17 protein-coding genes and 1 riboswitch are annotated in these 18996 nt (G+C 66.4%); of the genes, 4 read left to right on the top strand and 13 right to left on the bottom strand.

The features are described 5' to 3' along the window. Positions 1-127: 127 nt before the first annotated feature. Complete coding sequence (gene pknB, locus QM615_RS10530) at positions 128-2110, top strand: Stk1 family PASTA domain-containing Ser/Thr kinase (RefSeq protein ID WP_149406352.1); 1983 nt, start codon at positions 128-130, stop codon at positions 2108-2110. Here the strand turns inward: pknB and QM615_RS10525 are convergent, their stop codons facing one another. Both QM615_RS10525 and QM615_RS10520 read right to left on the bottom strand, forming a co-directional pair. Continuing rightward, positions 2111-3496, bottom strand: a complete 1386-nt coding sequence (locus QM615_RS10525; protein ID WP_032394396.1) for a class II 3-deoxy-7-phosphoheptulonate synthase — start codon at positions 3494-3496, stop codon at positions 2111-2113. 45 nt (positions 3497-3541) lie between these two features. After that, on the bottom strand, positions 3542-4033 hold the full coding sequence (locus QM615_RS10520) for a polyadenylate-specific 3'-exoribonuclease AS (RefSeq protein WP_094688468.1): 492 nt from the start codon (positions 4031-4033) through the stop codon (positions 3542-3544). Positions 4034-4113: 80 nt separating this feature from the next. Between QM615_RS10520 and QM615_RS10515 the strand changes: the two genes are divergently transcribed. Then, on the top strand, positions 4114-5406 hold the full coding sequence (locus tag QM615_RS10515; protein ID WP_149406123.1) for a glycosyltransferase 87 family protein: 1293 nt from the start codon (positions 4114-4116) through the stop codon (positions 5404-5406). A 22-nt stretch (positions 5407-5428) separates the two neighbouring features. On the opposite strand, the gene QM615_RS10510 is transcribed toward QM615_RS10515, so the two are convergent. From QM615_RS10510 to QM615_RS10485, 6 genes are all read right to left on the bottom strand, one after another. Continuing rightward, on the bottom strand, positions 5429-6157 hold the full coding sequence (locus QM615_RS10510; protein WP_149406353.1) for a lysophospholipid acyltransferase family protein: 729 nt from the start codon (positions 6155-6157) through the stop codon (positions 5429-5431). A gap of 179 nt (positions 6158-6336) precedes the next feature. Continuing rightward, a complete protein-coding gene (locus tag QM615_RS10505) occupies positions 6337-7311 on the bottom strand; it encodes an ROK family protein (RefSeq protein WP_037192841.1) in 975 nt (324 codons plus the stop codon). 55 nt (positions 7312-7366) lie between these two features. After that, positions 7367-7840 (bottom strand): hypothetical protein, encoded by a 474-nt coding sequence (locus QM615_RS10500; protein WP_094669861.1) that lies wholly within the window; start codon positions 7838-7840, stop codon positions 7367-7369. Between the two features lie 31 nt (positions 7841-7871). Further along, a complete protein-coding gene (locus QM615_RS10495; RefSeq protein ID WP_149406124.1) occupies positions 7872-9098 on the bottom strand; it encodes an ArsA family ATPase in 1227 nt (408 codons plus the stop codon). A gap of 29 nt (positions 9099-9127) precedes the next feature. Further along, complete coding sequence (locus QM615_RS10490; protein ID WP_068052039.1) at positions 9128-9562, bottom strand: SRPBCC family protein; 435 nt, start codon at positions 9560-9562, stop codon at positions 9128-9130. Positions 9563-9695: 133 nt separating this feature from the next. Further along, complete coding sequence (locus tag QM615_RS10485; RefSeq protein WP_149406125.1) at positions 9696-10088, bottom strand: polyketide cyclase / dehydrase and lipid transport; 393 nt, start codon at positions 10086-10088, stop codon at positions 9696-9698. A gap of 136 nt (positions 10089-10224) precedes the next feature. Between QM615_RS10485 and QM615_RS10480 the strand changes: the two genes are divergently transcribed. Then, positions 10225-12030 (top strand): AMP-dependent synthetase/ligase, encoded by a 1806-nt coding sequence (locus tag QM615_RS10480; RefSeq protein WP_149406126.1) that lies wholly within the window; start codon positions 10225-10227, stop codon positions 12028-12030. A gap of 10 nt (positions 12031-12040) precedes the next feature. Here QM615_RS10480 and QM615_RS10475 read toward each other — a convergent pair whose 3' ends face one another. From QM615_RS10475 to QM615_RS10455, 5 genes are all read right to left on the bottom strand, one after another. Further along, the gene (locus tag QM615_RS10475) at positions 12041-13165 is read right to left on the bottom strand and encodes a glycosyltransferase family 4 protein (protein ID WP_149406127.1); all 1125 of its coding nucleotides are present in this window, start codon (positions 13163-13165) and stop codon (positions 12041-12043) included. Positions 13166-13188: 23 nt separating this feature from the next. After that, positions 13189-14541: a hypothetical protein gene (locus QM615_RS10470; protein WP_188078658.1), complete on the bottom strand. Its 1353-nt coding sequence runs from the start codon at positions 14539-14541 to the stop codon at positions 13189-13191. Between the two features lie 31 nt (positions 14542-14572). Next, complete coding sequence (locus QM615_RS10465) at positions 14573-15634, bottom strand: C40 family peptidase (protein ID WP_410482239.1); 1062 nt, start codon at positions 15632-15634, stop codon at positions 14573-14575. Between the two features lie 308 nt (positions 15635-15942). Continuing rightward, entirely contained in the window at positions 15943-16497 is a 555-nt protein-coding gene (locus QM615_RS10460) for a C40 family peptidase (RefSeq protein WP_068052083.1), read from the bottom strand. Between the two features lie 16 nt (positions 16498-16513). Further along, positions 16514-16677: riboswitch (cyclic di-AMP (ydaO/yuaA leader) on the bottom strand. A gap of 115 nt (positions 16678-16792) precedes the next feature. After that, the gene (locus QM615_RS10455) at positions 16793-17074 is read right to left on the bottom strand and encodes a hypothetical protein (RefSeq protein WP_068052086.1); all 282 of its coding nucleotides are present in this window, start codon (positions 17072-17074) and stop codon (positions 16793-16795) included. Between the two features lie 147 nt (positions 17075-17221). Between QM615_RS10455 and QM615_RS10450 the strand changes: the two genes are divergently transcribed. Beyond that, entirely contained in the window at positions 17222-18988 is a 1767-nt protein-coding gene (locus QM615_RS10450) for a DEDD exonuclease domain-containing protein (protein WP_149406128.1), read from the top strand. Positions 18989-18996 lie beyond the last annotated feature (8 nt).

Below are 18996 nucleotides of genomic sequence, written 5' to 3'. Positions count from 1 at the left end.
AGGACGAACACACGAGCCACGATCGTCGGTCGGCATCTCCTGCACCGATACGATCGACTTCAGCATCCGGCGTCGAACGCCGGAAGACCAGTGGACGACGAGGGGAGGTTCGGTGATACCGGGTTCGATGCTCGATCGTCGATACCGAATAGACGCACCGATCGCGCGCGGCGGTATGTCGACGGTCTACCGCGGACTCGACACCAGGCTCGACCGCCCCGTGGCGGTGAAGATCATGGACCCGAAGTTCGCCGAGGACCCACAGTTCGTCCAGCGCTTCGAGTTCGAGGCACGGGCCGTGGCCAGGCTCAGTCACCCGGGCCTCGTCGCCGTCTACGACCACGGTCGAGACGGCGAACACGCCTTCCTCGTCATGGAACTCGTCGAGGGCGGAACTCTGCGTGAGCTGCTGCGCGAGCGTGGACCGATGCCTCCGCATGCTGCAGCGGCCGTCATCCGGCCGGTCCTCGACGCACTCGCCGTAGCCCACCGAGCCGGTCTGGTGCACCGCGACATCAAGCCCGAGAACATCCTGATCAGCGACGACGGTGACGTGAAGATCGCGGACTTCGGACTCGTCCGAGCCATAGCGGCCTCCACCGTGACGTCGAGCAGTGTGATTCTGGGCACCGCCGCGTACCTGTCTCCCGAGCAGGTCACCACCGGTTCCGCGTCCGCGAGCAGCGATGTCTACGGCGTCGGTGTCGTGTTGTTCGAGCTGCTGACCGGACGCACGCCGTTCACCGGCGACACCTCGCTGTCCATCGCCTACCAGCGCATCGACAACGACGTACCGCTCCCCTCCACCCTCATCGCAGGCGTCCCCCCGCAGTTCGACGAGGTGGTCCAGCGTGCCACCGTCCGCGCCCCGGAACACCGGTACCGCAATGCCGACGACATGGCCCGGGCCCTGCGCGCGGCCGCGTCGGCGCTGGCGCTGCCCGAGTACCGAGTGCCGGCACCCAAGCGCTCGGCCGAGCACCTGAGCTCGGCCGCAGCCGGAGCACCGACGACGGTCGCGGGCAACCGTCCGCCGTCCGCTCGCACCCAGGTCGTGGACACTTTGCCGCCGCCACCTCCGCAACACGGGGTGCAGCACACCAGGGTGGTCACCTCGCCCACAGCGCGGGGCATCGACCACGGCCAGGACATCGCCGAGGTGCCGCCCGCCGGACCACCCCCGACCGGCAGGCGGCACTACGAGTTCCCCGATTTCGACGCCGACCGCCAGCGCTCGCGCCGAGCGATCGTCATCTGGCTCCTCGTCGTCGCCCTGCTCGCGGTGTTGGTCGGCTTCGGCGGATGGTGGATGGGCTCGGGTCGCTACACCGCAGTCCCGATGGTGGACGGGCTCGACACCACCGGTGCCACCAGTGCCGTGGAAGCCGCCGGTCTCGAAGCCGCGGTGCGCGGAACCTACTCCGACTCGGTGGACACCGACCTTCTCATCGGCACCGACCCCACCGGCGGATCGCGAATCGCCAAGGGCGACACGGTGTCTCTGTTGGTGTCACTGGGACGCCCCACCGTTCCCTCGATCGACACGAGCGCATCCGTCGACGACATGGAGCAGCAACTGCGAGACCGAACGTTCACGCCCGTCGACGGCGGCGAGGCCTTCAGCACGTCCGCTCCGATCGGCGGCGTCGCAGCCCTGGACCCGCCGCCCGGCACCGTACTGACCACGGGAAGCTCGGTCACGGTGCTGCGCAGCAAGGGGGCACCGCCGGTCGAGGTACCCGACGTACGCGGGCAGAGCGTCGACCAGGCCAGGACAACGCTGGAATCGGTGGGCATCACCGTCGGCGAGGTTCGGGAGACCTTCGACGAGGACACCGACGGCGGCAGGGCGATAGGGACGACGCCGGAGGCCGGGCAGACGGTGCGATCCGGGACCACCGCTGCGCTCGAGGTGTCCAACGCCGTCACCGTGCCGTCGCTGCTGGGTCGCTCGGTCGGCTCGGCCCGGACCGCTGTCGAGACGTTGGGCCTGACGATCGACGTCCGTCAGGTGGTGGACACCGACGGGTCGCTGATCATCACCCAGAGCCCCGGAGCCGGTTCTCGGGTGGAACCGGGCTCCGAGGTCATGGTCGTCTCGCTACCCTGATCAGTCGCGGAGCATCTCGGCGACCAGGAATGCCAGTTCGATGCTCTGCTGCGTGTTCAGACGCGGGTCGCAGGCGGTCTCGTACCGGCCGGCGAGGTCCAGGTCCGAGATGTCCTGGGCACCGCCGAGGCACTCGGTGACGTTGTCGCCGGTCAGTTCGACGTGAATTCCGCCCGGATGCGTTCCGAGGCCGTTGTGCACCTCGAAGAATCCCTGGACCTCGTCGACGATGCGGTCGAAGTGGCGCGTCTTGTAGCCGGTCGAGGCCTCGTGAGTGTTGCCGTGCATCGGATCGCACTGCCAGATGACCTGGTGGCCGGTGGCCTGAACCTTCTCGATGATAGCGGGCAGGATGTCGCGAACCTTGCCGTTGCCCATGCGTGAGATCAGCGTCAGACGTCCCGGCTTGTTGGTCGGGTCGAGGCGCTCGACGTACTCGACGGCCATCTCGGGCGTGGTCGTGGGCCCGATCTTGAGACCGATCGGGTTGGAGATCAACTCGGCCAGCGCGATGTGCGCCCCGTCGAGCTGGCGGGTGCGGTCGCCGATCCACAGGAAGTGCGCGGACAGGTCGTACAGCTTGGGGTGATCGTCGGTGTTGTCCAGGCGCAGCATCGCACGCTCGTAGTCGAGAACGAGCGCTTCGTGGCTGGCGAAGATCTGCGCGGTGTGCAGGTTCGGGTCGGAGACGCCGCAGGCATCCATGAAGCGCAGGCCGCGATCGATCTCCCCCGCGAGCGCCTCGTAGCGCGCACCGGCGGGCGACTGGGCGACGAACTCGCGGTTCCAGTCGTGCACCTTGTGCAGATCCGCCATCCCTGCACCGGTGAGTGCGCGGACCAGGTTCATCGCCGCGCTGGCATTGGCGTACGCGCGCACCAGTCGTGACGGATCGTGGCCGCGGACGCTCTCGTCGGCGACGAGCGAGTTGATCATGTCGCCGCGGTAGGACTGCAGACCGAGCGCGTCGATGTTCGACGACCGCGGCTTGGCGTACTGACCGGCGATACGGGCGACCTTGACCACCGGCATGCTCGCGCCGTAGGTGAGCACCACAGCCATCTGCAGCAGCGTGCGGATGTTGCCCTTGATGTGCGGCTCGGTGTTGTCGACGAACGTCTCGGCGCAATCGCCACCCTGCAGCAGGAAGGCCTCGCCTCGGGCGACGGCCGCGAGCTTGTCCGACAACGCCTCCACCTCACCGGCGACGGTGATCGGTGGCACGCTCTCGAGCACCTTGCGCATGTCGGCAGCATGCTCGGGATCCCACTGCGGTTGCTGCGCAGCCGGCTTGGCCAACGCATCGTCCAATCGAGAGCGCAGCGTCGGCGACAACGGCGGCAGGTCGGGCAAGCGATCGATGGGTACGTCGACAGTCCAGTTCACGGCTACAGGATATTCGCACCGCCGAAGCCGCAGGACAACGGGTGTTCACCCGCGGTGCGAGTACTCCTCGATCGTCTGGAACTTCGCCAGATTGTGCCGCGCGTCGGCCAAGGCATCGTGAGCGTCGTCGGGCACCGACGGCAGCTCGGGACTGCCGCGATCCTCCCAGTGCTGGCGCAGCTCGCGGGTGAACCGCGGCAGCGAACGCGGCAACTCGGTCATCGAGCCCCACAGCTGGCAGAGCGCGACGTGGTCGTACGCCGCCACCCACGCCCACAGTTCGACCTCGGCACCGTAGTGCGGAACGAGAAATTCGAGCAGTTCGTCCCGGATTCGCGACCTGCTCATCCACAGCGGCGACGAGTACGGTGGCAGCTTGGGAAGCACGTTGCGTCGAACCCAGCGGCCGGCGCGCTCGGGGTCGAACTCGGAGGACACCGCATAGAACTCGCGACCGTCCTCCGACACCACACCGATCGACACCAACTCGATTGTGCGACCATCCTCGATGAACTCTGTGTCGTAGAAGTAGCGCACGCGGCTCACCCTAGCGCGTCCCCGACACGTCCCCCACGTGCCGGTAGCCCCGATCCGAACAGCCCTGAAAGGCAACGCCAGTGACTCCGCCCGACACCAACCGTCCGGTCGCCGAAGCATCGGAGCCGGCGGCGCCGACGCGACGCCGGTGGCCGAGTTGGGCGGTGGCGTCGAGCAGGGTTCTCGTCCTGATCGGTGCTCTCGTCGGCGTGCTGTTCCATCTCAACGGCTTTCCGGGGTTGCGTGAGCTCGGCGAGCACTACCGACTCGATCTGGACGTGTATCGACTCGGCGGTCAGGTGTTCGCCGAGGGCGGGGATCTCTACGGTCAACTGCCGCCGATCGCGACCGGTACGACGCTGCCGTTCACCTATCCCCCGATCGCCGCGGCGATCTTCAGCCCGCTGTCGTCGGTGTCGCTGTACGCCGCCTCGATCGCGGTCACCGTGCTGTCCATGCTCCTCCTGCTGGTGACCGTCGTGGTGACCCTCACCTCGCTCGGACTGCGTCCTCGCACGCTCGTGTGGTGGTCTGCCGGAGCAGTCTTCGCCGTGGCCGTGCTGCTTCTCGAGCCGGTCACCTCGACGCTGAACTACGGGCAGATCAACATCGTGCTGATGGCGTTCGTTGCACTGGACTGCCTGCCGAAGAAGACGCCGTGGCCCCGAGGTGTGCTGATCGGACTCGTGGCTGCCGTCAAGCTCACCCCCGCGGTGTTCGTACTGTTCTTCTTGTTGCGCAAGGACTTTCGAGCCGCTGTGGTTTCGGTCCTGAGCTTTGCGGTGTTCACCGCGGTCGGTTTCGCGCTGACGTGGTCGGACTCGGTGAAGTACTGGACCGAGACGATCGTCGATTCCGACCGAATCGGCGGTCCGGCCTACCCGCCCAACCAGTCGATCACCGGAGTGCTCGCGCGGCTCGGGCTGGACGAACTGCCTCGGTCGATCCTGTGGCTCGCGTTGTCGGTGGTGGTCCTTGCCATCGCGGCGATAGCGATGCGAAAGGCGTTCGCCGCGGGCGAGACTGCCCTCGCCCTGACGATCAACGCCATGTTCGGTCTGCTGGTGTCGCCGGTCTCCTGGTCACACCACTGGGTGTGGGCCATCCCGTTCACCGTGGTGCTCGCCGTCCTCGGCTACCGACGCCGCAGTGCGCTGTTGGCAACTCTGGTGGCCGTTGGGCTGGCGTTGATGGTCTACCCGCCGCACTGGAAGCTCGGCGAGGGCCGTTGGAGCGGACTCGGTTGGCCGCTCGTGGATCAGTTCGCGGCCTCGGGATACGTGTGGTGGGCGCTCGCGTCGATCATCGCGGTGGCCGCGATCGGCTGGACCGACCGGGCCGATACGACAGTCGATACCCGCTCCGCAGTCTGATCACGGAGCGGGCCGAGCAGATTCAGCTCGCCTTGGAATCCGGGATGCGCTGCGCGGTCGGAGCCGACTCCGCCTCGGGTGCAGCCTTCTTCAGCGATGCGGCGTACACGTCCACGTACTCCTGACCGGAGAGCAACATCAGGTCGTACATTACTTCGTCGGTCACCGCACGCTCGACGAAACGGTTGCCTGCCATGCCCTCGAAGCGCGAGAAGTCGATGGGCTTGCCGATCCGGATGGTGACCTTCGCCGGACGCCACACGCGCGAACCGATCGGGTTCATCTTCTCGGTACCGATCATCGCGACCGGAATCACCTGAACTCCGGTCTGCAGTGCCAGACGCGCCATCCCGGTCTTGCCCTTGTACAACCGCGCGTCGGGTGACCGAGTGCCCTCGGGGTAGATACCGAGAACCTTGCCTGCTTCGATCACACGCACGCCTGCGTTGAGTGCGTCCTGTGCCGCGTCGGCTCCGGTGCGATCGATCGGCACCTGCCCGACGGCGGTGAAGAACCATTTCTGGAACTTGCCCTTGAGTCCCGGTCCGGTGAAGTACTCGCTCTTGGCGAGGAAGGTGATGCGTCGAGGCGTCTTGAGCGGAAGGTAGAAGGAATCGAGAACGGCCTTGTGGTTGCTGGCCAGAATGACCGGCCCCTCCGTCGGGATGTTCTCCGCACCCTCGATCGTGGGCCGACCCAGGGCGATGAGAAGGGGGCCGACGAAAATGTACTTAACCAGCCAGTACCACATTGACATGCTCCCTGATGATGGTCGGGAAATCGTTTGGTGCCGCCTCGCCCTGAAGCGAATCGACTGCGGCCGTGCGTCCTCGAACCGTGCCGCGTAGTGAACTGTACCCACGGTTTATGACACCAGCCACATCATCGCCGACACCAGGACCGAGGTCACAGAAAGCAGTCGAAGAACCGTCAGCGAACGCCGGTGACGAACTGCGCCCGGGCCAACTCCGCGGCCCCGATCATGCCTGCTGCCTCACCGAGTTGAGTACTGCGAATACGCGCCAGGGGGCGATGCCCCGCACCGGTCACCAGCTCCGCGTACTTGTCGGTCGCGCGAGCGAGGAACTGACTCGACGACGTCGCCACTCCACCGGCCAGCACGATCAGATCGGGGTCGTACACGTCGCTGACCATCGAGAGCCCGACGCCGAGCCACTGCGCGAAGTCCTCCATCGTGCGGCGGGCGATCGAGTCACCCTCGTGCGCGGCACTGGCGATTCGGCGGCCGGTCAACGAACCCGGGTCGAGGAACACCTCACGTGCCAGCGTCGTCGAGGACGCCGGGTCCGCCGCCAGCAACTCGACTGCGGTGTCCACCAGAGCGGTGCCGCTGCAGTACCGCTCCCAACAACCGCGCTTGCCGCAGGGGCACGCACGGCCGTCCGGCACGACCTGGATGTGACCGAGTTCCGGAGCGACACCGTGGCTACCCCGATAGATCCTGCCGTCGATCAACAGGGCCGCGCCGATTCCGGTGCCGATGGCCACCATCACCACGTTGCGCCCCCCGGACGCCGCACCGAAGCGATACTCGGCCCACGCCGCAGAATTGGCGTCGTGCTCGAGCAACACCGGCAGACCGATGCGCATGCTCATCTCGGTCGCCACAGGGGTGTTCACCCACGGCAGATGTGGGGCGAAGAGAACCGTCGTGCGATCGGAGTCGATGAACCCGGCGACGGCGAGCCCGACGGCCGCGATGTCGTGTCGCCCGGCCAGCTCCTGCACGGCCCGATCGAGACCGCGTTCGAGCGCACGCGCAGTGTGCGGAGTGGGAGCGGCCGTCGAATCGAGGACTTGCCCGTCCTCGTCGACGACGGACGCGCGCAGGCTCGTCCCGCCCACGTCGATTCCTACCGTCAGTCGCTGGTGGTGGCGCTTCATTCGTTCATGCCTTCCTCGCCCGTCCCCCGCGCGGGCTGCACCCGAGTCGCTCCGATCACGGACGCTCCTGCTCGTCCGAACGCGAATTCTTCACTCGAACGGTAATCGGAACGAACGAAGCGGGACGATCGCCCTGAAGTTTCGTGTCGATCGACACGTCCGCGACCTCCGCGGGGTCCGAGGGGACACCGGCACTACCGGACCCGGGCTCGGGCGCAGTCCCCGGTGGCGGCGAGGTCGGCGGAGCCTGCGCTGCGGAGTGCGTCGCCCCGGAGGTCGTGTGATCGGCCAGCAACTGACGCAACAGCGCGATCACCACGGCGCTCTCGGAGGCCACGAGCTCGACGAGATCGTGGCGCTCCCCGCGCACCAGTGCCGCGAGAGCGCAAACCGGACACCAACTGCATCCCTGGCGGTCACGATCCTGCTGCGTCTCGGCGACGCGACGCAGGATCGGCTCGAGTCGCGTCAGCACGGTCTCGGCCAGGGCCAGCAGGTCCGCCCCAAGCTCGGAGTGGTCCGAGGTCATCGCGACACCCCGGCCGTCGGGGTTGGCGGAGTCACAGCGGCCACACGTCGGGGTTCGGACGAAAACGCACCACCAGGCACGGTCCGTCGAGTTCGGCGGAGTCGGCCACGCACCGACGCAGCACCGACGCCAATCTGATGCGCCGTCGCCTCCCGTCGGCACTCACTATCAAGTCGTCCTCCACTCGCCCCAGGCCCAAGGTCGTCGAATCCACCACCGGCAGCAACATTCTCATCGCGTACACGGATTCGAGTCCGCCACCCGACTCGAGCACGACCGAAGGCCGCTCACCCCAGCCCGGCGCGCGCCGTTCGAGGGAGTCCGGTTCGAGGCGATCGGCCACATCTTGCAAGGGCCCCAACCCTACCGGTTCACCTGGAGCCTGCTCCACCTCCACGATCGGCACGGTACCGATGCGTCGGCGCAGCTCGGCGACCGCGTCGAGCTGCGCCGCCCGCCACCTCTCGAACCAGAACACGGCTGGATGAGCGCCCACCAGACCGACCGACGATGCGTTGAGCTTCGGCAGGATTCTGTTGACCAGCACACGATCGATTCGGATTCCGAGCAGAGCAGCTGCCGACAGAGTTCGTTCCGCGTCGACGATCGAGAGCTGTTCGGCGGTGACGACCACGGTCGCCCCGGTACGGTCGGCGTCGGTGATCAGAGACCGGACGGAGTCGATCTGGGCGAGGATTCGCTCGATCATCGCCACCACGAGAGTGAGCCGCACATCGGAACCGGTGCCGGCAACCATCCGAGCATGCAGAGGCCAGATCCGCTCGACGTATGCGGCGACGGTGTCGGGCAACTGCAGGGTACGTAAGGCATCCGCCGATGCGGGAAGGTCGACTATCACTGTGTCCCAGCGATTCTCGTCGGCAAGACGGCTGATCTCGTGCATGCCGAGCAGCTCTTCGACTCCGGGGAGACCGAGCAACTCCTCCGGTTCGATCGCCCCGAAGCTCACCCCGTGCTCGTGTCCCGCGGACGCCACGGCCAACAGTGAGCCCAATCCCCGGTACCGAGCTTCGAGCAGCCTCAACGTATCGATCTCGAAGATGTCGAGGCCGGGTGCGATCGAACGAACACCGGACGAATCCTCGACCTCGGCGTCCCCCGCGAATGCATCGGCGAGCGAGTGAGCCTGGTCGACGGACGCGATCAGAACCCGTTCACCGGCCTGGGCGAGTCGTAGCCCCGACGCAGCCGCCAGCGTCGTCTTACCCGCACCACCTTTGCCGAGGAACAGCAACACCGTGGTGCGGGCTTCGGTGCGAGCTTCGCTCAGCCTTCGACCCGCTTCTTCAATTCCTTGAGTGCAGTGTCGGTGATGACCTTTTCTGCCTTGCGCTTGAACAGACCGATCATCGGAATGTTCAGATCCACGGTGAGCTCGTACGTCACGTCGGTGCCGCTGCCGGTCTCCTTCAACGTGTACGAGCCGTTCTGCGACTTCTGCATTTCGCCCGATACGAGGTTCCAGGAGACCGAATTGCCGTCGGCTGCCCAGTCGTACTCGAGCTCGTAGGTGTCTTTCACCATCCCGGCGTCGAGCACGAACTTGACCCGCTTGCCGCGGCCGTCCGCACCGACCTCGAGGACCTCGACGGACTTCGCGGCCGACACCCACGTGGGGTACGCGTCGAAATCGGCGATGACGTCCATGACCCGGCTCGATGGAGCTTCGACGACGATCGACCTCTGGGTTTTCTCCGCCATGACTACTGGTCCGCTTCCTCTCGGGTACTTCGATCAGCTCGGTTCGCTTCGGTGCCGCAGAACTCGCGCAGGCCTATCTCACACGATCGATCCGCCGACGCACAATGCGAACCGGCCGACCGTACCGCGCGGTTCATTCGCGAGCTGAAGTCGACGCTACGTGGTGGGGTGCTTCACCTGCAGACCGACCGGCCTCGAGCTCTCGCTTGAGCTCGAACGTCATCGCACGTCCGGCCACCCGCCGGGCGTGTCGGTGCGCTGCCACGTCGGCGCCCGCGGCGGGTTCGGCGTGCAGGAAGTAATGGACGATCACCCCGTCAAGCGCGGGCTCGAGCCACAGTTCCATCGTTCCGACCACACCGCCGCGCACTGCCCAGCGGATCCCCTTCTCACCCCGGTCCTCGGTGATCGTCAGGTTCAGATCCGGCCACCATCGACGCCACCGTGCAGGCGACGCGAACGCCTGCGCCACCCGCACGCCGGGGGCGGCCACGAATGTCTGATCCGCAACTTGAATACTGCTCATCGACAGAGCTTCACACACCGGGTCGGGGGCCGTGCGCGTCGAGGCGTATTTCGACGCCGGGAGCCCGGGTCTAGAGTATCTGTGAAGCCGAGCTATCGACTTTCGTTCTCCCCAAGTTCTATCCGGAGGTAATCCCGTGCGCGAGTTCACCGTCGCCGCCAAATACGCCATCGCGGACACCGACTCGGCTGTCGATACCGTCTTCGCTCGCGCCCGCACCTCGCCGGACGCGGTGGTGTTCCGACGCACAGTGGACGGACAATGGGTCGACGTCACCGCCGCCGAGTTCGAGCGCCTGGTGGTGGGGGTGGCACGGGGTCTGATCGCCGCAGGCATCGAGCAGGGCGATCGGGTCGCACTGATGTCGTCGACGCGATTCGAGTGGTCGGTCGTGGACTACGCGATCTGGGCCGCGGGCGGTGTGACGGTACCGATCTACGAGACGTCCTCGGCCGGTCAGGTCGAGTGGATCCTCGAAGACGCCGAGCCGGTCCTACTGATTCTCGAGAACGACGCGCATGTGCAGGAGACGAAGTCCGTTGTGGCAGCAGCCCCGTCGGTCCGACAGACGTTCGTCATCGCGAACTCGGCGGGCACCGACGCTGTGCAGGCACTGCTCGACGGTGGTGCCGAAGTCACCGAAGACGATGTGCACCAACGGGTTTCGACACTCGTCTCGTCCGACCCGGCAACCCTGATCTACACCTCGGGAACCACCGGTCGCCCCAAGGGCGTCCAGCTGACCCACGCGAATTTGCTCGCCGAGTCACTCGGGATTCGTGAGACGTCGCTGAAATCGCTGATGACACAGGGCCGCAGCACGCTGATGTTCCTGCCGCTCGCGCACGTCCTGGCACGTGCAGTGTCGATCGCGTCGTTCGACGCCGGGGTCACCATCGGCCACACCAGCGACATCCCCAATCTCGTCGCGACATTCGGCACGTTCCAACCGGACTTCATCCTGTCGGTTCCGCGAGTGTTCGAGAAGGTCTTCAACACCGCCAAGCAGAAGGCGCACGCCGACGGCAAGGGAAAGATCTTCGACCTCGCCACCGAATGCGCAGTGGCGTGGAGTGAAGCGCAGGATACGGGCGGTCCGGGAATCGTGTTGCGCGCCAAACACACCGTGTTCGACAAGTTGGTGTACGGCAAACTGCGAGCAGCGCTCGGCGGCAAGTGTGAACTCGCGATCTCCGGCGGAGCGCCCCTCGGTTCCCGACTCGGCCACTTCTACCGGGGCATCGGCGTGACGATCTACGAGGGCTACGGACTGACCGAAACCACGGCGGCGTTCGCGGTCAACACCATCGGATTCCAACGCGTGGGCAGCGTCGGGCGTCCACTGCCCGGCAACACCGTGCGCATCGCCGAGGACGGAGAGATCCAACTCCGCGGACCGGTCGTGTTCGACGGCTACTGGCGCAACGAGACCGCGACCGCCGAGTCGCTGGACGACGGCTGGTTCCGCACCGGCGATCTCGGTTCCGTGGACGACGACGGCTACATCACGATCTCGGGTCGCAAGAAAGAACTGATCGTCACCGCAGGCGGCAAGAACGTCTCACCCGCCGGGTTGGAAGACCACCTGCGGGCGGGTGCACTGATCAGCCAGGCCGTCGTCGTGGGCGATCAGAAGCCCTTCATCGGCGCGCTCATCACCCTCGATCCGGATGCGTTCGATCGCTGGAAATCCGCACACGGCAAGGCAGCCGACGCCACCGCGGCGGATCTGCAGACGGACCCCGAACTCGTCGCGGAGATCGACGCCGCCGTCGCCGACGCGAACAAGTCCGTCTCGCATGCGGAGTCCATCAAGAAGTATCGACTTCTCCCCCACGACTTCTCGGAGGAGAACGGCGAGCTCACTCCCACGATGAAGCTCAAGCGCAACGTCATCACCAAGTCGTACGCCGACGAGATCGAGTCGATCTACTCCCGTTGAGCCGTACTGCCTAGATCAACGAACGCAGTTTCTCGGTCAGCACGTCCCAGCGCCATTCCGCGTCCACCCAGTGGCGGCCGGCGTTGCCCATCTGCGTCGCCAGCGCGCGATCGGACAGGATTCGCACGATCGCGTCGGTGGTGTCCGAGACGGACGTGCCGTCGACGACGAGGCCGGTCTTGTTGTGCTGCACCGCTTCCGGCGCACCCCCGGACATGCCCGCGACTACGGGTACACCGCAGGAAGACGCCTCGAGGTAGACGATGCCGAGACCTTCGACATCGAGACCGGCACCTCGGGTTCGGCTCGGCATCGCGAACACGTCGGCGATCGTGTGGTGGGCGGCGAGCTCCGCCGACGGCACGGTGCCGGTGAACACCACGTGTTGCTCCATGCCGGTGGATCGGACGAGCTCGCGCAGAGTCTTCTCGTACGGCCCGCCGCCGACGATCACCAGAACCGCTCCGTCGACGGCCCGGCGGATCCCCGGGAGCGCCCGGATCAGGACGTCCTGACCCTTGCGCGGAACCAGCCGGGACAGGCACAGAACGGTGGGGCGATCACCGAGGCCGTAGCGGGCACGAAGTTCCGCGCGCGCTGCGTCGTCGGGCACGAAGCGATCGGTATCGACTCCGGGCGGCAGATGTTCGAGGGCGGCGGTCCGCCCGAACGCCGAGCTGAATCGCCCCCGGGTGTACTTGCTGACGTAGGTCACCACATCGGTGTTCTCGCCGATCGTGCGCAGGGTCGCCCGCCCGCCCGGCACCATCGACCATCCGACCTCGTGACCGTGTGTGCTCGCCACGATGCGATCGGCCCCGGCCTTGCGCAGGTACGACGACATCACTGCCAACGGAGCCGACGCACCGAACCACACCGAATCGCAGCCTCGGGACTTCAGGATTCGAGCCGCACGACGCGCGACGAGCGGAGTCGGCAACATCAGGGTCGTCGGATGCCGGATCACCTCGAAAGGCTGCCTGGCATCGAACTTCTCGTGCGAGTCGCCGCGCCAGCGGGGGGCGTAGACCACCAGCTCGTCGGCCGGCAGCTGCGAGGCGAAGCTGTGCAAGTAGGACTGAATACCACCCGGGCGAGGAGGAAAGTCGTTCGTCACGAGCAGGGTACGACGCATGGCGTCAACCGTAGCGCCCCGTCTCAGCGGGCCTGGCGAGCCACCCAGTCACCCCATGAGGACACGAACTGTGCCCGGTCGAGTCCCAGCACCGACTCGAATGCCGAATCGGTGGGGCTCTCGGACGCGAGCGCTTCGTACAGCGAACGCAGGGTCGACTCCCCGAAGCGATCGGCCACGAATGCGAACACCGACCAGGCCGATTCGTAGGCCACACTCGACCGAACACCACCGGCACCGAAGTCCTCGTTCTTCGGCAGCACCGTCGGCGGCCCACCCGCCGCCACGATCGCCGCGAGAGTGGGTGCGAGTTGCGCGAACTCGGCACCGGACCCTCGATACCCGGAATAGTCGGCGAACCCCTCCGACACCCACAGCTCCGTATCGTCGGACGTCCGCGCCCTCGCCGCCACATGCGTCAACTCGTGCCGCAGAACCGAGCGCACGGTGAACGGCGTCAACCTCGACGCGGCGTCGGGACCGAACACCACCCGCTGACCCGTCGGACGGGAGCCGTCGGCCGCCACCGCGTCGGACACCGTCACCGCAGCCACGTCGGTGGACGGATCGGACCCCGTCAGTTCGGCGAACTCCTCCGCCGAGGATGCGACGAAAACCAGCCCGTCGCGCGCCCAGTCGTCTCCCCAGAAGTCGGTCACGGCCGCGATTGCCGACGGAAGTTCGGCCGCAAGGTTCTCCACGAACCGATCGCGGTCCGGATGACCCATGACCACAGATGTCCCGGCTGCAGTGGCCACCGAGCGCACGGTGAGAGGGCCGAAGTCCCACGGCCCACGCCAGGTGTGGCGTCGATACTCGGTCAGATCCGCGTCGTCGACCAACCGCCATCGACCGTCCCGCTCGGCGACGACGAGTGAGACCGGCCGACGCGTCGGCGATGCGTCCGGGCCGGTGACCGCGTACCGCAGATAGACCGAGGGTGCCCAGACATCGGTGGAATCGAGCGCCGCGGCTATCGGCGGCGGCACCGGGGTCTCGGGCTCGTCGCCCAGGTCGTAGCCGAATTCTGCGAAGGGGACGCCGGGTACCACTGCTGCCCGGCGCAGCTGCGCTTCGACGAAGCCCGGGTCGGCCTGCGGATCCATCACATCGCGCAGTGCGTCGAGATCACCGGAACGAACCGCGCGCGCCCACTGGTCGAGGAGGACGGTCACATCGGCGCGGCGCTGCTGATCGTAGGTCGGCGGGTCCTGGCCGACGGTGACCTCGGCGGTCCCTGCCGCGGACGAACCGTCGAATCGGTGAATCAGAACGACCGAGACGGCCACCACCACGACGACCACGACGACCAGCCAACGCCGCCATGACGATCGGAGGAGGACGTGCAACCCGGATGGTCGGTTCGAGGTGCTCATGCCGCCACTCGTCGATCGTCGAGACATGACCTCAGTATCGACGCGCCCCGTAGTACGGGAACGATGCCATCGACTGCACCTTCACGGGCACACCGAATGTGGAGGCATGCAGCACGTTGCCGTTTCCGGCATAGATTCCGACGTGTGAGATGTCCGGATAGAACAGGACGACGTCACCCGGCTGCAGATCCTTCTGATCCACCGGAGTTCCGCCCGCCGCCTGCGCCTGACTCGATCGCGGCAGCGTCTTGCCCACCTGCTTGTACGCCCACACGACCAACCCGGAGCAGTCGAAGCCATCCGGACCGGTTGCGCCCCAGACGTACGGCTTGCCGATCTGCGTCAGGCCGGCCTGCAGCGCGCTGGCACCAGATCCCGGCGTCAGGTTCTGCAGAATCGAGGACGGGTCGAACCCGTCGGGCAGGGTCGAACCGGCCAGAGACAGTTGCTCCGAGGACGAGAGCGCACTGTAGGCGGCCATGACCTCGGCTATCTGTCCCTGCAGCTCACTCTGCTTGGCCTGCAGATCGTCGCTGACGGCCTTGGCCTGCTCTGCGGCGACGCGTGCCTGTTCGGCGGCCGTCGTCGCGGCCTGCTCGGCCGTCTCTGCATCCGAGCTGGCCTGCTTGAATCGGGCGACCTGGTCGGCGGTCTCCGCCGAGATCACGTCCAGCGCCGACATCTGGTCGAGCAACTGCTGTGGTGAGTCGCTGACCATGACGGCGAACAGTCGGTTGGTCCGCGCGCCCTGATAGTTGACGTTGGCGACCTTGTCCATGGCCGGTTTGAGCTGCTCCAACTGCGCCTGCGCTGCGTCCACGGCGGCACGGCTCTGGTCGACGAGGGCCTGAGCGTCGAGTTGCTGCTGGTTCTTCGCGTCGAGATCGATCTGAGCATCGTGCAGAGATTCGGTGGTCTGCTCGGACTGGCGAGAGAGCTCGGCGAGTTCGGTCTGCGCGTCGGATGCCGAACCGAATCCCGGTTGCGCGGTCGCCGTCGTCGTCGGCACCACGGCGATGCATGCGGTCAGCGCAACCGCAACCACCGAGTTTCGGGCCGTACGCAACGCTCGGGTAGATCTCGATATCGCCACGGAAAGCGACTCTCCGTCCTCACAGATGTTGCCTCGACCGAGGCAACGGTTGGAAAAGTAGACCGAAAACGAACCATACCCATGCTCTTACGGGCGCGGACGTGAACACGGTCCGAAATCGACGGGGGTTCGAGGTGACAGGTCACAAAATAAACATCGACCAGGTCTCGATCAGATTACGAACTGGATCCTGCCCTGTCCACCGAACCGGCGTGTCGCGCAGTCCGTGTCCGGATACGCCGACAGGGTCGAGCCGATGAACGGCTCGACCCTGTCGGTCGGTTCACAACGAACGTCGATCGCTCGAGTCAGTAACGGCGAGCACCGTCGAACGGCATCGAGTCGAGCGGGGCAACCTTGACCGGCACGCCGGACGTGGATGCGTGCACGACGTTGCCGTTGCCGACGTAGATGCCCGAGTGCGAGCCGTCGTAGAACGAGACGACGTCGCCGGGGGCGAGGCTGTCGCGCGAGACCGGAGTGCCTGCGGCCGCCTGGTCGTAGCTCGTACGGGGCAAGCTGACGCCGGCCTGCTTGTACGCCCACTGAACGAGGCCCGAGCAGTCGAACGAATCCGGACCCGAAGCGCCGTACACGTACGGTGCTCCGATCTTGGATTCTGCGGCCTGAACGGCCTTCGCAGCCGGGGTGACCTGCGGCGCCAACGGCGCACCCGGCGCTGGCACACCCGGAAGATTGAGGGGAGGAAGGCCCGGGATGTCAGGAATCTCGAAGGTTCCGACGCCGGGAATGGTGAGGGGGGCCGCCATTGCGGGTGCAGCGGGAAGAACGACCACGCCTGCCGTGAGCGCTCCGGCTACGAGGACTCGCCGCAATGTTCGGTTGGAAAGTTGTGACGCCACGAAAGATGGTGCTCCGTTTCTTCCTATCGTCCGCCGACCGAGTTAGCTGACGGGTTCGGGCTGGGAAGAGCAGCCCTACCCACCGGCCACCGTGTGGTGGCTCAGCGGGATTCACCCCAGTAGATATCGGGTTCCCGGTACGAACACTCTCGCGAGTGAACGATTAGGCGGTGACTTGCGACGCCACTCCGGTTTGGACTGGCGAGACTCCGCAAGGTCTCAGGAAGGTTACGAAATGGCATACCCCCGTGTCGACCCCAACTCGCCGAGGCGAGCGAATTCGGCTCGATTCTCACTAGCCGGCGCGCTGATCCCCCGGTGTGTCACGAGTCGATAACAAAGGAACCTCGGCGATGTCGTCGTCGTTCACCACGAGCTTGAGAGTGGGCACGAGACCGACATCGGCGAGCACCCCCATGGCACCGAGTTCCTCCTGCTCGAGAGTGATACGAGACGGCGGACCGACCCGCCGTCCGTCCGATCCGGACGGCATCCCCGGAGCCCCCAGAAGCACCGTCACGACGCAGTCCGCGCAGGCGATGTCACGGACCAGGCAGTCACTGCAATCGATGATCATTGTGATCCTTGTCTCTTTACGGTTTCCGGCGGCCGAATCGGCCGACTCAGCGAAAGATAGCGACGGGCACCGACAGGTTCCGTGACACGACGACGTTCGACGGCGCGATGAGCGTTCTTGTCGGAGGTCGGCCCTAACGTCGTCCCGGTGAGCCTGCCCATCCAGCTGACGTTCGACGAACTCGACACCCCGCTGCACGAGACGACGTTCGTCGTCGTCGACCTCGAGACCACCGGCGGTAGTGCGGACACCGAGGCCATCACCGAAATCGGGGCAGTCAAGGTTCGAGGCGGCGAGATTCTCGGCGAGTTCGCCACGTTGATCGACCCGGGCAGGTCCATTCCGCCGTACATCGTGGAACTGACCGGCATCACATCGGCGATGCTCATCGGTGCGCCGCGCATCGAACGGGTTCTGCCCGGTTTCCTCGAGTTTGCGAGAGGTTCGGTGCTGGTAGCGCACAACGCCGGCTTCGACACCGGATTCCTCAAGGCCGCCGCCAGCCGTCTCGACATCGCGTGGCCACGGTTCCAGGTGCTGTGCACGGTCAAGCTGGCTCGCCGAGTTCTGACGCGCGACGAGGCTCCGTCGGTGAAGCTCTCCGCGCTGTCGACTCTGTTCCGATCGGGCACAAGGCCTACCCACCGTGCGCTCGACGACGCCAGGGCCACGGTCGACGTTCTGCACGGCCTCATCGAACGCGTGGGCAATCAGGGTGTCCACAGCTACGCCGAGTTGGTCGACTACCTACCCGCGGTGTCGGCCGGCCAGCGCGCCAAACGCGGGCTGGCCGCCCATCTTCCCGGCACGCCCGGCGTCTATCTGTTCCGCGGCCCGTCCGACGAGGTGCTGTACGTCGGTACGTCCAACAACCTCAAACGACGCGTGCGCAACTACTTCACCGGCTCGGAGACCCGAGGCCGGATGAAGGAGATGGTCGCACTGGCCACCCGCGTCGACCACGTCGAGTGTGCACACGCGCTCGAAGCCGGAGTCCGCGAGCTACGTCTGCTCTCGGCGCACATCCCGCCGTACAACCGCCGCTCGAAGTTCCCCAGGAAGGGGTGGTGGATCACCCTGACCGACGAGGCGTTCCCTCGCCTGTCGATCGTCCGCACCCCGGCACCGAACAGCCTCGGACCGTTCTCGGTTCGCGGTGACGCCGCAGAGGCCGCGGCGCTCGTCGCGGAATTCTGCCGCCTGCGTACGTGCACTCGCCGTCTGGCCCGCTCGGTTCGGCACGGTGACCAGTGCCCGGCGACCGACGTCGGAGGCTGCCCTGCGGCACTGTCCGGCCCGTTGACGGCCGACGAGTACTCCGATGCCCCGACGCAGTTTCTCGCGCTCGTGTGTGGCCAGGACGACGCCGTTCTGTACTCCATGCGCCGCCGCGTCGCCGAGCTAGCAGACAAGGAGCTGTACGAGACGGCTGCCCGTCTGCGCGACCGAATCGCGATCACCGTCGACGCACTGCGCCGGATGCACCGATCGGCAGCAGTGGCCGCCATTGCCGAACTGGTTGCGGCGAGGCGCACGGCCGACGGCGGGTGGGAGTTGATCGTGGTGCGCTTCGGCCGGCTGGCCGGCGCTGCCGTCGCGCCGCGGGGAGTGCATCCGATGCCCGTCGTCGATGCCATCACCGCGTCGGCCGAAACGGTGGTGCCCGATACGACCCCGCTTCGCGGCGCGCCCCCGGAGGAAGTCGGACTCATTGCGGCCTGGCTGCGCACGGACGGAGTCCGGATCGTGCGCACGAGCAGTGGGTACTGCAGCCCGGCACGGTCGGCGGGTTCGTGGGAGTCGTGGTGTCGGACGGCGAGAGAAGCCGCGAGGGCAGGAGTGGAGCCTGCGGAACGACCGTTCTGGGCAGGAGTGGAGCCTGCGGGACGACTGTCGGGGTACGGCAGCAACTAGGGTCTGGG

The sequence above is a fragment of the Rhodococcus sp. IEGM 1341 genome, assembly GCF_030056895.1.
In the GTDB taxonomy this organism is placed as follows: Bacteria; Actinomycetota; Actinomycetes; order Mycobacteriales; family Mycobacteriaceae; genus Rhodococcoides.
Note: the sequence above shows the minus strand (reverse complement) of the source record. Positions and strands in the feature narration are given on the sequence as shown.

Coding starts and splice junctions, on each gene's coding strand:
- QM615_RS10510 (WP_149406353.1), bottom strand. CDS start 6,157: ATGTGGTACTGGCTGGTTAAGTACATTTTCGTCGGCCCCCTTCTCATC.
- QM615_RS10455 (WP_068052086.1), bottom strand. CDS start 17,074: ATGATCATCGATTGCAGTGACTGCCTGGTCCGTGACATCGCCTGCGCG.
- pknB (WP_149406352.1), top strand. CDS start 128: ATGCTCGATCGTCGATACCGAATAGACGCACCGATCGCGCGCGGCGGT.
- QM615_RS10475 (WP_149406127.1), bottom strand. CDS start 13,165: ATGCGTCGTACCCTGCTCGTGACGAACGACTTTCCTCCTCGCCCGGGT.
- QM615_RS10470 (WP_188078658.1), bottom strand. CDS start 14,541: ATGAGCACCTCGAACCGACCATCCGGGTTGCACGTCCTCCTCCGATCG.
- QM615_RS10490 (WP_068052039.1), bottom strand. CDS start 9,562: ATGGCGGAGAAAACCCAGAGGTCGATCGTCGTCGAAGCTCCATCGAGC.
- QM615_RS10505 (WP_037192841.1), bottom strand. CDS start 7,311: ATGAAGCGCCACCACCAGCGACTGACGGTAGGAATCGACGTGGGCGGG.
- QM615_RS10485 (WP_149406125.1), bottom strand. CDS start 10,088: ATGAGCAGTATTCAAGTTGCGGATCAGACATTCGTGGCCGCCCCCGGC.
- QM615_RS10500 (WP_094669861.1), bottom strand. CDS start 7,840: ATGACCTCGGACCACTCCGAGCTTGGGGCGGACCTGCTGGCCCTGGCC.